8 protein-coding genes are annotated in these 12824 nt (G+C 63.6%); all 8 read right to left on the bottom strand.

Going from position 1 to position 12824, the window contains the following annotated elements:
* Positions 1-3024 (bottom strand): multidrug efflux RND transporter permease subunit (locus NP534_RS21855; protein ID WP_274100081.1); only part of this gene is annotated, 3024 nt, incomplete at its 3' end.
* A gap of 12 nt (positions 3025-3036) precedes the next feature.
* Positions 3037-4185 carry an efflux RND transporter periplasmic adaptor subunit gene (locus NP534_RS21850; RefSeq protein ID WP_274100080.1) on the bottom strand — a complete coding sequence of 383 codons (1149 nt, stop codon included), beginning with the start codon at positions 4183-4185 and terminating at the stop codon, positions 3037-3039.
* A 162-nt stretch (positions 4186-4347) separates the two neighbouring features.
* Positions 4348-5445, bottom strand: a complete 1098-nt coding sequence (locus tag NP534_RS21845; protein ID WP_033702801.1) for a DUF1513 domain-containing protein — start codon at positions 5443-5445, stop codon at positions 4348-4350.
* Positions 5446-5447: 2 nt separating this feature from the next.
* Positions 5448-6512: an imelysin family protein gene (locus tag NP534_RS21840; protein ID WP_095064201.1), complete on the bottom strand. Its 1065-nt coding sequence runs from the start codon at positions 6510-6512 to the stop codon at positions 5448-5450.
* 18 nt (positions 6513-6530) lie between these two features.
* The gene (locus NP534_RS21835) at positions 6531-7958 is read right to left on the bottom strand and encodes a di-heme oxidoreductase family protein (RefSeq protein ID WP_274100079.1); all 1428 of its coding nucleotides are present in this window, start codon (positions 7956-7958) and stop codon (positions 6531-6533) included.
* A 162-nt stretch (positions 7959-8120) separates the two neighbouring features.
* Positions 8121-9455: an imelysin family protein gene (locus NP534_RS21830; RefSeq protein WP_274100078.1), complete on the bottom strand. Its 1335-nt coding sequence runs from the start codon at positions 9453-9455 to the stop codon at positions 8121-8123.
* Positions 9456-9603: 148 nt separating this feature from the next.
* Entirely contained in the window at positions 9604-11655 is a 2052-nt protein-coding gene (locus tag NP534_RS21825; RefSeq protein WP_274100077.1) for a putative bifunctional diguanylate cyclase/phosphodiesterase, read from the bottom strand.
* Positions 11656-11921: 266 nt separating this feature from the next.
* On the bottom strand, positions 11922-12518 hold the full coding sequence (locus NP534_RS21820; protein WP_033702796.1) for a superoxide dismutase: 597 nt from the start codon (positions 12516-12518) through the stop codon (positions 11922-11924).
* Positions 12519-12824 lie beyond the last annotated feature (306 nt).

Genomic DNA, 12824 nt, shown 5'->3' with positions numbered 1-12824 from the left:
GGCCTGCGTCTTGTGCGCCAGCAAGGTGTAGATACAAGGCAGCACAAACAAGGTAAACAGCGTCCCGATCGACATCCCGGTTGCAATCACCGTCCCGATATCGAACCGGCTCACCGCCCCCGCACCGGTCGCCAGGATCAACGGCACCATGCCGAACACCATTGCCGCAGTGGTCATCAGCACCGGGCGCAGGCGAATGGCTGCCGCTTCCTCGATCGCCTCGCGCACGCTCAAGCCTTTTTCTTCGCGCAACTGGTTGGCGAACTCGACGATCAGAATGCCGTGCTTGCTGATCAGCCCGATCAGGGTCACCAGCCCCACTTGGGTGTAGATGTTCATGCTGGAGATGCCCAGGAACAGCGGCAGCAGCGCACCGCAGATCGACAACGGCACCGTCACCAGAATCACCAAGGGGTCACGGAAGCTCTCGAATTGCGCGGCCAGCACCAGGAAGATGATCGCCAGCGCCAGGCCGAAGGTCACCCACAGGGCGCTGCCTTCCTGGACGTATTGGCGTGCCACCCCGGCATAGTCGAAGGCGAAACCTTCCGGGGCCTCTTCGCGGGCGATGGCCTGCACGGTCTGCAGGGCCTCGCCCAGGCTGACCATGGGCACGCCCTGGATGATCGCCGAGTTCAACTGCTGAAACTGGTTGAGCTGGCGCGGGCGGGCGCGGTCGCTGAGGGTAATCAGGGTCGACAGGGGCAGCAACTGGCCCTGGTCGTTCTTCACGTAGTAGTTGTTCAGCCAGCCGGGGTTGTCGCGGTACGGCCGCTCGACCTGGGCAATCACCTTGTAGCTGCGGCCCTCCAGGGTGAAACGGTTGATTTCCGCCTCGCCCAGCAAGGTCGCCAGCGTGCCGCCCAGGGTGTCCATCGAAACCCCCATCTGCGCCGCTTTGGCACGGTCGATATCGACCACCACCTCAGGTTTGTCGAAGGCCAGGTCGATGTCGAGGAAGGCGAACTTGCCTGACGCTTGGGCGCGGGTCTTGATGCGCTGAGCTACCTCCAGCAGCGCCGGATAATCCCCGGCGGTGTTGATCACAAACTGGAACGGCAGGCCCTCACCGGTGCCGGGCAGCGATGGCAGGTTGAAGCCGAAGATCTGCAGGCCGCCGATTTCCTCAAGCTTGGCCTGCACCAGCGGCAGCAGCTCCATCTGCGTACGTTCGCGCTCGTTCCACGGCTTGAGCAGGAAGCCGCCGATGCCGCTCTGCACACCGTTGAAGCCGTTGATCTGAAACGACGAGTAGTACTCGGGGAAGGCTTTGAACAGCGGCGTGAACTGGTCGGTGTAGGCATTGAGGTAGTCGAGGTTGGCCGGTTGCGGCGAGCTGCTGATCATGAAAATCACCCCTTGATCCTCGTTGGGCGCCAGCTCGTTCTGGGTGAACTTGAGCAGTACCGGGATCAGGCACAGGATGATGACCGCGAACACCAGCACCACCGGCCGGCTGTTCAGGGTGGCGTGCAGCAGGCGCTGGTAGCGCACCTTTAGGCGCTCGAACAGCCGGTCGAGGCGGTGGGCAAGGCCTGTGGCGTTCTGTTCCGGGCGCAGCAGCAGCGCGCACATCATGGGTGAAAGGGTCAGCGCGACGATGCCGGAGATGATTACCGCACCGGCCAGGGTCAGCGCGAACTCCTTGAACAGCGCTCCTGTAAGCCCGGTCAAAAAGCCGATAGGGGCATACACCGCCGCCAGGGTGATGGTCATCGAGACCACCGGCATGGCGATTTCCCGGGCACCTTCGAGCGCCGCATCGAACGGCGATTTACCTTCTTCCATGTGCCGGTGGATGTTTTCCACCACGACGATGGCGTCGTCCACCACCAGGCCGATCGCCAGCACCATCGCCAACAGGGTCAACAGGTTGAGCGAGTAGCCCATCATCTGCATGAAGAACAGCACGCCGATCATCGACAACGGGATGGTCACCACCGGGATCAGCACCGAGCGCAGGGCACCGAGGAACAGGAACACCACGACGATGACAATCAGCACCGCTTCGCCGAGGGTCTTGATCACCTCGTCGATGGAGGCCTGGATGAACAGCGTGGCGTCGTAGGCAATCGACACCTTCAGCGCCGAGGGCAGCTGGCTCTCAAGCTCCGGCATGATGCGCCGGACTTCCTTGATCACTTCCAGCGGGTTGGCGGCCGGAGTGGCCTTGATGCCGATGTAGACCGAGGGAATGCCGTCGAACGAGCTGACCGTGTCGTAGTTTTCTGCGCCCATCTCGACCCGTGCCACATCACCCAGCAACACCCGGCCGTCGCCACTGGTCTTGACCGGCAGGGCGGCGAACGCCTCGGCAGACTTGAGCTCGGTGCTGGCATTGATGCTGGTGACCACGTACTCGCCCTTCACCTCGCCGGCAGCGGAGAGGAAGTTGTAGCGGCGCACGGCGCTGGTCACGTCGGTTGCCGAGAGGCCGAAGCCGGCCAGCTTCACCGGGTCGATCCAGATGCGCATGGCGAACACCTGGTTGCCGAGAATCTCGGCCTCGGCCATGCCCGGCAGGGTGGCAAGCTTGGGCTGGATCACCCGTGACAGGTAGTCGGTGATCTGCGGGTTGCTCATTTCCTTGCTGTAGAAGCTGATGTACATCAGCGCCGAGGCATCGGCGGCCTCCTTGCTCAACACCGGGTCTTCGGAGTCTTGCGGCAGCTTGTTGCGCACCTCGTTGGCCTTGGCCAGCAGTTCGGTGAACAAACGGTCACTGTCGGCGCCAATGCGCGCATAGATGGAGATGATCGAGAAGTTCTGCCGGCTCACCGAGGTCATGTAGTCGATGCCTTCGGCGCTGGCCAGGCTTTGCTGCAGGGGCTGGGTGATATAGCCCTGGATGGTTTCGGCGTTGGCACCCGGGTAGGCGGTGGTCACCGTGATCAGGGCGTTCTCCATTTGCGGGTACTGGCGGATCTGCAGTTTGCTCCAGGCCTGAAAGCCCAGCAGCAAGATCAGCAGGCTGACGACGCTGGCCAGGACCGGGCGGCGGATGAACGGGTCGGTGAACGCCATGCCTGCCTCCTGTCAGTCTTTGTGCGGGGTGCCGTGATCAGGCGTGAGCGCCTTGTCCTGGCCAATGCGGATCGCCGCGCCCGGGGTCAGTTTCAGCTGCCCGGCGGTGACCACCTGCTCGCCAGCCTTCAGGCCCTTGCTGACCACCACCACGCCGTCGCGGCGCTCGCCGGTCTGCACGGTGCGTTGCTCGGCGCTGAGCCGGGGTTGGCCATCGTCGGTTTTCTCTGGGGTGCCGTCCTCGCCCTGCTTGGGTGTGGCGACATACACCGAGTTGCCATACAGGGTGTAGGTGATGGCGCTTTCCGGTACCACCACGCGCGGCTGCGGGTCGGGCAACAGGATCAGCAAGTTGGCAAACATGCCCGGCAGCAGCTTGCCGTCGGGGTTGGCCAAGGTGGCGCGGGCCAGCAGGTTGCGGGTGGTTTCCTCGACCTTGGGGTTGATGGCGCTGAGGCTGGCGGGGAAGGTCTGGCCGGGGTAGGCCGCCACCTGCAGCAACACCTGCTGGCCCAGGCTCAGGTGCGGCAGGGCCTGTTCGGGCACGTTGAAGTCGACGTAGAGGCTGGACAGGTCTTGCAGGGTGGCGATCACGGTGCCGGCTGCCAGGTAGTCGCCGACATCGACCTGGCGGATGCCGATGGTGCCGCTGAAGGGGGCACTGATGCTTTTCTTGGTCTTCGAGGCCTTGAGCTGATCGACCACTGCCTGATTGCGCCGGTACTGGGCGGTGAGGCGATCGTACTCGCCACGGGAAATGGCCGAGTCGACCACCAGCTGGCTGCCCCGGCCGAAATCGACCTTGGCCAGGCCCAGGTCGGCCTGGGCGGTGCCGAGCAGGGCGGTTTCCTGGTCGTCGTTGAGTTGCAGCAGCAGTTGCCCGGCCTTGACCTTCTGGCCGGAGTCGAAGTGCAGGCTTTTGACGATGCCTTCGACTTCAAGGCTCAGCTCGACGCCTTGCAATGCCTTGAGGCTGCCGACGGCGGGCAGGCGCTCTTGCCACTGGCGTTCTTCGGCCAGCGCCGCTGCCACGGTGATGGGCGGTTTGGGGGCAGTGAACACCTGGATCTGCTGGTAGATCGAGTAGGCCTTGTAGCCCCCCAAGGCCAACACGATCAGCAGAACGACGGCCAACATGATGAGCATGCGGCGGCGCAGCATAGGTCCGGTTCCTTGGATACGTGGTTGTTATTCGTTTTGACACGACAACGGGCGACCCTGCCCACGTGTGGATGGGGCAAGTATTGACTGTTTTTGGCAGGATGGGGAATTGCTTTGTGTGTGCTGGCCTCGCGAAGAGGCCAGTATTGGCAGCCGAGAAGATCAGGCCAGGTGCAAGTGGTTGTCCCAGAATCCGGAAGGCAGCTGCATCGGTTGCCCGATCAGCTCCGCTTTGCGGCAATCGTAAAAGCGGCAACGCCCCTGCCCGGAAGTCACGACAAAGCCATCTTTCACCGCACCTACCCCAGCGCAATCGGGCATTGGTGCATCCAGCTTCACCGCTCCACTGTCCAGGTCCCAGACGAACAAGCGGTTGGCCCGCGGCGCCGTCAGCGCCACCAGCCGCAAGTCGCTGTGAATGGCAACGCTGGCGGTGTACTGGGCCATGGCCTGCAACTGCCGCTCCGGCACCGGAAAGGCCTTGAACGGCTCGCCCGGGCGCTTGATGGCCAGCAGCTCGGCCGTCTCATCGGCGTCGCCCATGAACTGCTGGCAGGCGGCGATGGTGCCGTCGTCGCCAATAGCCAGGTGACGCACGCTGTTCATCTGCTGGGCGAGGGTTTCCTTGCTCAGCAGGGTGCCGTCGCGCTGCATCAGCACCAGGCTCGGTTGCATGGCGTCGAGGTTCATCTCCACGCGGCTTTCGGCCTCGGTGCGGATGCCGCCGTTGGCCACCACCAGTGTTTCGCCGTCTGGTAGCCAGGCCACTTCATGCGGGCCGATACCGTGGGTCGAGAGCTCGCCGCTGTGCACCAGGCGTTCGCCCTCGAAACGGTAGACGCCCAGCACGCCGCGCCCAGGGTCGCGGGTATCGTTCTCGGTGGTGTACAGCCACTCGCCATCCTTGTGGATGACCGCGTGGCCGTAGAAGTGGCGGTTGGGCTGCGAGGTCACGGTTTGCAGCAGACGCCCGTCGCGCAGGTCGACCAGGTAGCTTTCGGTACCCGGGCGGCGGGCGACGAACAGGGCGATCGGCAGCTCGGGGTGGTTGATGATGGCGTGGCAACGCTGGGCAACCTGGGTGCTGAACACCTGGGTGCCGTCCAGGCGAAACCCGACGGCGTAATGCTTGCCATCGCCATCGTCACGCGCCGAGAGCAGCAGAGGTTCGCCGCCTTTGTTGCGCAACAGGCTCCAGCCGCCCAGGGTCAGGGCGCTGAGCAATACACTACCGAGTTTGAGGGCCTGGCGTCGCAGCATGATCAGTCACCGTCGTTGGCATTGAAGCCCAGCTGGATGTTCAACGCCTTGGCCAGCTCGCCTTCGTGCAGGCGGTGGACGACGTTGAGGCTGTCGTAGATCTGGTTGAGGGTCTGCTTGCCGGCGTCATCGGCCAGCAGCTCGCCGAGGGTCTTCTGGTTGTCGGCCAGCAGTTTGATGGACGTAGCGTAAGCCTCGTCGATCTTGCCCGCCAAGGCCTTCTGGTCGCTGCCCAGCAGGCCGCGCAAGCCCTGGTTGTCGACCCCGACCCAGACCGCCTGGGCAGCCTTCAGGCTGGCCTCCAGGCTCTTGAGCGAAGAATGGCTGCGCCAGGCTTCGGCCTGCAGCGGCTGGACGATGCCCTTGCTCTGCCGGCCCATGGGGGCGCCGAGCTTTTTCTTCAGGGTATCCAGGGCGGTGACCTGTGCGCGCAGCAGATCGGCGATGGCCTCGTGGGAGTCGGCGTAGCGCTGGTTGGGGAACTTGGTCATCTGCGAGAGCATGCCGTCGGTGCTGTTCCAGCCCTTGAGGATCTCTTCGGCCAGGGCCTTCTGGTGGTCGGCGATGGCCACCAGCAATGGGCAGTAGCGGGCCTTCTGTTCAGGCGTGGCAACATCCGGCTTGCTGTCGAAGAGGATGTACTCGTAGGCCGACAGGCCGCGCACCACGACGCTGGCCTTGCCCAAGGTAGCGGCATCGACGGGCTTGTCGGCGTTGACCAGTTGCTCGACCTGGCGGCCGACCAGGTTCTTCTTGTCGGGCCAGAACTGCACCTGCCAAGGACGGTTGCCTTCGGCCAGTGGGCCGACCAGCAAGGGTTGCAGCTCGGCCCAGGCCTTTTGCGCAGTAAGGAAGTCGGCGCGGGCGGTGTCCAGGCTGGCCTTGCCTTCGCAATAGGCCAAGGCGCTGACGGCCAACTGGCGGTCGGCTTCGACCCAGCGGCTGTAGGTGGGCAGGATCACCTGCTTGGCGATGGCGGCGGAGGTCACCGCTTGCGGGTCCTGCGGCGAGCAGGCGCCGAGGGCGAGTGCGGCGAGGCTGGTGAACAACAGTTTAGGTCGGAACATGCCCGGCTCCTTGCGCGTTTAAAGTGAATTCAGGAAAGCCAGCAACGCGGCGCGCTGCTCGGCATTGAAGGTGAGTACGAAGTTGCGCGCCGCTTGCGCTTCGCCACCGTGCCAGAGCACGGCTTCGAGCAGGTTGCGGGCGCGGCCGTCGTGCAGGAACTGGCTGTGGCCACTGACCGTTTCGCTCAGGCCTATGCCCCACAGCGGCGGGGTGCGCCAGTCCTGGCCATTGGCGGCGAATTCGGTGCGTTCATCGGCCAGGCCCGGCCCCATGTCATGCAACAGCAGGTCACTGTAGGGGCGGATCACCTGGCCGGCCAGCTCAGGCTCTGCGGCGTTTGCGGCGGTGGTGAATTGCGGGGTATGGCAGCCTTGGCAACCGGCCTGGAAGAACAGGTTCTTGCCCGCCAGCACCTGCGGCGAACCCACGTCACGACGGGCAGGCACTGCCAGGTTGCGGGTGTAGAAGGTCACCAGGCGCAGGATGTTGTCGCTGACTTCCTTTTCGCCACCGTTGCCATCGCCATTGGGGGCGGCCAGGCAGTCGACTTGCGCCGCGGTGCAGTCGTCCTTGGGTTGCAGGGTGGTGGTCAGGCCCATGTCGCCGGCAAACGCATGGACGTTCTGCTGGTTGACGTTGGGTTGCCCGGCTTTCCAGCCGAAGCGGCCAACCACGGTTTTGCCCTCGGCGTCGTCCCAGACCCGGTTGGCACGGCCACGGATACCATCGCGGTTGCGGTCGTCCGGGTCTTCGTTGGCCAGGATATCGGCTTCGGGGATGGCTTCGAGCAGGCCAAGGCCGATCATCGGCGGCGCCACGCGGGCCGAGAAACGGGTGTCGGGGTGCATCGCGCCGTAGCCAAGCTGGGTGATCTGCAGGCTTGGGCGGCGCAGCTCGAGCTGATGGCCGTCCTTGAAGGTGACAGCCTGGTTGGCGTAGGTCACCCGCACCTTGCCCTCCGGCGCCACCCCGGGGATGGCCATGTCCTGCAGCTGGGTGCCGTATACCGGCTCGGGGACCACGCCCAGGCGTTCGATCACCTTGGCCAGGTAAGGCTGGTCGGGGATCGACAGGCGCACCAGCATCGACACCGCGTTGCTGTCATCGAGCGCTGGCGGGTGGCCACGGCCATCGCGTACGTGGCAGTTCTGGCAGGCATTGGTGTTGAACAGCGGGCCGAGCCCATCGCGCGCGGTGGTGGTGGACGGGGCGATCACCCACGGGTTGCGAAAGAAGCTGTTGCCGACGGCGAAGTCCAGGCGCCGCTCGGGCGAGAGGTTGGCCGAAGGCAGGGAGTAGGCATTGCGATCACTGCGCTGGACCGTCGCCTTGCCACCCGACAGCGCTTCGCCGGGCTCGGCCTGGGTGAAACGCGGGGCGTCATCACAGGCAGCGAGGGCAAAGGCCAGCAGCAGAGGAGAGAGTCGGAACAGCGACGAGGACATCTAGAACCCTGGGCGTGAGCGAAAAACCGGCGTGCAAGCTTAGCAAAGTGGGGATGTTTGAATAAGAGCAATTTGCAATTGCTGGATGAAATCAGTGTCAGGCAGGACAAAACAAAAAAGGCGACCCGAGGGCCGCCTTCTTCAGAACCGCTACAGCAGGGATCAGAATTCGTGATCGGCCGTGTCCGGGTTCAGGTTGGTAATGCCCAGCTTGCCTGCGGCTTGCTCGATCGCACCGGTCTGCTTGACCAGGGAAGCGATGGCATCACGCACGATCTGGTTGCCGGCCGCATTGTCGGCGGCGATCAGCTGGTCGTAGTGCTCGCCCTTCAGGGCGTGGTCGACGATCACCTGGATCTTCGCTTCGGTGGCTTCCAGGTCGGCCTTCAGGGTGGCGTCGGTGGCCGGGTCAACCTTGGCCACCAGCGACGACAGGCTCGGGCCGGTCACCTTGCTGCCATCCGGGCGGGTGTACTCGCCCAGGTAGACGTTGCGGATGCCCTTGGCGTCGTAGAAGTGCGAGTAGTGGGTGTTGTCACTGAAGCAGTCGTGCTCGTCTTCAGGCGAGTTGGCTTCCAGCGAGACTTTCATGCGCTCGCCCGCCAGTTCGCCCAGCGACAGGCTGCCCATGCCGAACAGCATCTTGCGCAGGCCGTCGTTGACCGACTCGGCTTCCAGCTTGGCGCGGTAGTTGTCGGCGACGTTCGGTGCCCAGTTGCCGACCATCTCTTCGAGGTCCTTGACCAGCAGGTCGGTGACCGCTTTCAGGTAGGCACGACGGCGGTCGTTGTGGCCGCCGGTGGCGCCGTTGCCTTCCAGGTAGTCGGAGGCTGGGCGGTTGCCGGCGCCCGGGCCGGTGCCGTTCAGGTCCTGGCCCCAGAGCAGGAATTCGATGGCGTGGTAGCCGGTGGCGACGTTGGCTTCGGAGCCGCCCAGCTCGTTCAGGCTGGCCAGCTTCTCTGGGGTGATGTCCTTGACGTCGACCTTCTCTTCGCCGACCTGGATCTCGGTGTTGGCGATGATGTTGGCGCTGGCGGCCGGGTTGCCCAGGGCGTGCTCGTAGCTCTTGTCGACGTAGTCGATCAGGCCTTCGTCCAGCGGCCATGCGTTAACCTGGCCTTCCCAGTCATCGATGATGGTGTTGCCGAAGCGGAAGGCTTCGCTCTGCAGGTACGGCACACGCGAGGCGAACCAGGCTTCCTTGGCGGCCTTCAGGGTTTCGTCGTTGGGCTGGGCAAGGAACGCGTCGACAGCTGTCTGCAGGGTCTTGGCGGTGCTCAGCGAGTCGCTGTACACGGCGTAGACCAGTTCGGCGTAGTGCTTGACCACCGCCTTGCCAGCCACTTCATCGACAGCCCCAGGCGCCGCAGCGGGGGTGCTGGCGGCAGCAGGTGCCTGAGCTTGCGGAGCGGCAGCCTTGTCATCTTTTTCGCCGCAACCGGCGAGAGCGATGGCGATGGCCAGCAGACTGGCGGAGGCCAGAGGCATTCGAATCATTATTGGTTTCCCTGCGTCGTGTGGTTGGACCGTGCGGCGTGGCACGCGAAACCGCAACATCATGCGAAAGATTTGCATTTGCTGTAAAGGGGCGAACGCGCAATTCATGTAAATGCCGGTCACGGCCTGTAACCGGGGGCGCCAGCGGCTAGAACATCGAGACCTGGTTGCGCTGGGCCTGCTTGAGGAAGTTGGTCAGCTCGCGGGCCGACAGGGGCTTGCTGTAGTGGTAGCCCTGACCCTCGTGGCAACCCTGGGCGATGATGTAGGTCTCCTGCTCGGCGGTTTCCACGCCTTCGGCGATTACCTGCATGCCCAGGCTCTTGCCCAGCTGGATGATGGCACGGACGATGGTGGCGTCGTCATCGTCGTCGAGCAGGTCCTGGACGAAGCTCTTGTCGATCTTGATCTTGTCCAGCGGCAACGACTTCAGGTAGCTGAGCGAGGAGTAGCCGGTGCCGAAGTCGTCGATGGCGATCAGCGCCCCGGAGCGGCGCAGGCTGAGCAGGTGCTGGGCGGCCGTGCTGATGTCTTCCATCAGGCCGGTCTCGGTGACTTCCAGCTCCAGGCTGCGCGGTGGCAGGCGATAGGCTTGCAGCAGGTTGTTGACCACCCGCGGCAGCTCGCTGTGGTGCAGTTGCACGGTCGACAGGTTGACCGCCATGCGCAGGTCGCTGAAGCCCAGGTCGTGCCATTCGCGCAGCTGCCGGCACGCCTGGTCGAGCACCCATTCGCCGATGGTGATGATGTTGCCGTTCTGCTCGGCCAGCGGGATGAACTGGTCGGGCGGGACCATGCCCAGCTCCGGGTGCTGCCAGCGCAGCAGGGCCTCGACGCCGACCACACGGTGGTCGCGGTAGCTGATCTGCGGCTGGTACACCAGGTACAGCTGATTGCGCGGCAGCGCTTCGCGCAGGTCTTTTTCCAGCTCGCGGCGGCGGCGCATCTCGCTGTCGACGCTGGCGATGTAGAACTGGTAGCGGTTGCGCGAGCGGGCCTTGGCCAGGGTCATGGTCTGTTCGGCTTTCTGCAGCAGCTTCTCGGTGCTGTCGCCGTCTTCGGGGAACAGGGTGATGCCGATGGTGGCGCGCAGGCGGATCTGATGGTGGTCGAGGTCGAACGGCACTTCCAGGTCGTCGAGGATGCTCTGGGCCAGCTCGGCCGCTTCATAAGGCTGCTCGATATTGGCCTGGACCAGGGCGAACTGGTCGCCCCCCAGCCGCGCCAGCGCCCCCAGGCGGCCACTGTGGGCCCGCAGGCGGTCGGCCAGGGCCAGCAGCAACTGGTCACCGACCTGGTAGCTGAACTGCTCGTTGATGCCCTTGAAGTCGTCCAGGCCCACGCACAGCACCGCCACGCGATGCTGCAGGCGCCCGCCATCGACGAGGATTTTGTCCAGTTGCTGCTGCAGTTGCTGGCGATTGGGCAGGCCGGTCAGGAAGTCGTACTGGGCCATACGTTGCAGGCTGTTCTCGGCTTCATGGCGCAGGTGGGTATTGCGCTCGATGGAAGCCAGCAACTGGTTGGCGGTGTTGACCCAGAGCCCCAGTTCGTTTTTCTCGTGGCCCTTGAGCAGGGGAATCTGGTGTTGGCTGGGGCGGTCGGGGTTGATCTGGGTCAGGTGCTCGATGATCTTCGACAGCGGCTTGGTCAATAGCCAGTGGTAGACCAGGTACAGCACCAGGCCCATGGCCAGGGCACGCAGCACGCCAGAGATGAAGATGATCACTGCATTGATCAGGAAGTCTTCGCCATAGGACGAGGTGTCGAGGGTGATGCTCAGGTCGCCGTAGTATTCGCTGTAGGGGCCGCGGCCGACCAGTTGGGTGGTGTAGGTGCGTTCCTGGCCGAGAATCAGGTCGGTCAGCCAGCGCATCGACATGTCCTGCAGCGGGCGGGACTTTTCTGCCAGCATGGTTTCGTTGGGGTGGCCGATGGACGCCATGCGTACCGATTCGTCCTGGAACAGGCCTTCCATGACCTGCATGCCCATCTCCCGGTCAAGGCTGTACACCGCCTGGGTCGAAGGGTCGCGGAACATGTCGAGGATGCGCTGGGCATCGTTGTTGACAGCCTGGCGGGTCTTGTAGGTGTCATAGACAATTTGCGCACAACTGAGCACGACGCCCACTGCGAGCGCCGACAGCAGCACGACCCTGAGCAACTTGACCGACAAGCTGTTCCGCAATTCCAGCTTCAATGGGGTTTCCTTAATCCATGCGCATGGCATCATTTTGCCATCAATGAAACCAATACACTATCGGCCGGTGTGCCACGGACACAGCGCGAGGAGCGGGGTTGTCCTTGGCAGTATATCGGTCGCCTGGCCCTGCAACTTGAGTGCGCTGTATCAACTTTCCAGAGGTTTGATGTTAGCGCGCAATCCTGGCTGAGCAAGAGGCCATGACCTGCGCATAAAAAAACCCGGCACCAGGGCCGGGTTCTTCGTTCAAGGCTGAATAAGCATCAGGCCTTGAAGGTGTTGCCTTCGAACTGTTCGGCAACGAATGCCCAGTTGACCAGGTTCCAGAACGCCTCGACGTACTTCGGACGTACGTTGCGGTAGTCGATGTAGTAGGCGTGTTCCCAGACGTCGCAGGTCAGCAGCGGGGTGTCGCCGTTGGTCAGCGGGTTGCCGGCGCCGATGGTGCTGGCCAGGGCCAGGGAACCGTCAGCTTTCTTCACCAGCCAGCCCCAGCCGGAACCGAAGGTGCCAACCGAAGTCTTGGTGAACTCTTCCTTGAACTTGTCGAAGGAACCGAAGGCGGTGTTGATGGCTTCGGCCAGGGCACCGGTCGGTTGACCACCGGCATTAGGTGCCAGGCAGTTCCAGTAGAAGGTGTGGTTCCAGACTTGAGCGGCGTTGTTGAAGATGCCACCCGAAGAGGTCTTGACGATCTCTTCCAGGGTCTTGCCTTCGAATTCGGTGCCTGGGACCAGGTTGTTCAGGTTCACGACATAGGTGTTGTGGTGTTTGTCGTGGTGATACTCCAGGGTTTCCTTGGAGATGTGCGGCTGCAGGGCATCGTGGGCGTACGGCAGCGGCGGCAATTCAAAAGCCATGGTGGATCTCCTGATTCAGGTCTATTTGCGGTTTGCGCAAGGCCGATCACGGGCGGCCCGATAAGCGTCGGCGAGTTTGTACTCTTTGCGACGCAAGGGCTGGATCATAGCACCGGGCCCGGCGCATAACCACGCAACAAACATAGGGAATAGAGGTTCCAGAGCGGTTGGGCGCTGCCGACCAATGGTGTTCGCCGCAGCCCTCGCATCGCCTGTGAGAACGCGCCGCCCGCGCGGCGCATCGCGAGCCAGCTTGCTCCTACATTTGTTTCGGGCCAGTGAGGCCTGTGGCATTTGCGCGCGACC

The organism is Pseudomonas sp. 39004 (assembly GCF_028682155.1).
Taxonomy (GTDB): domain Bacteria; phylum Pseudomonadota; class Gammaproteobacteria; order Pseudomonadales; family Pseudomonadaceae; genus Aquipseudomonas; species Aquipseudomonas capeferrum.
Note: the sequence above shows the minus strand (reverse complement) of the source record. Positions and strands in the feature narration are given on the sequence as shown.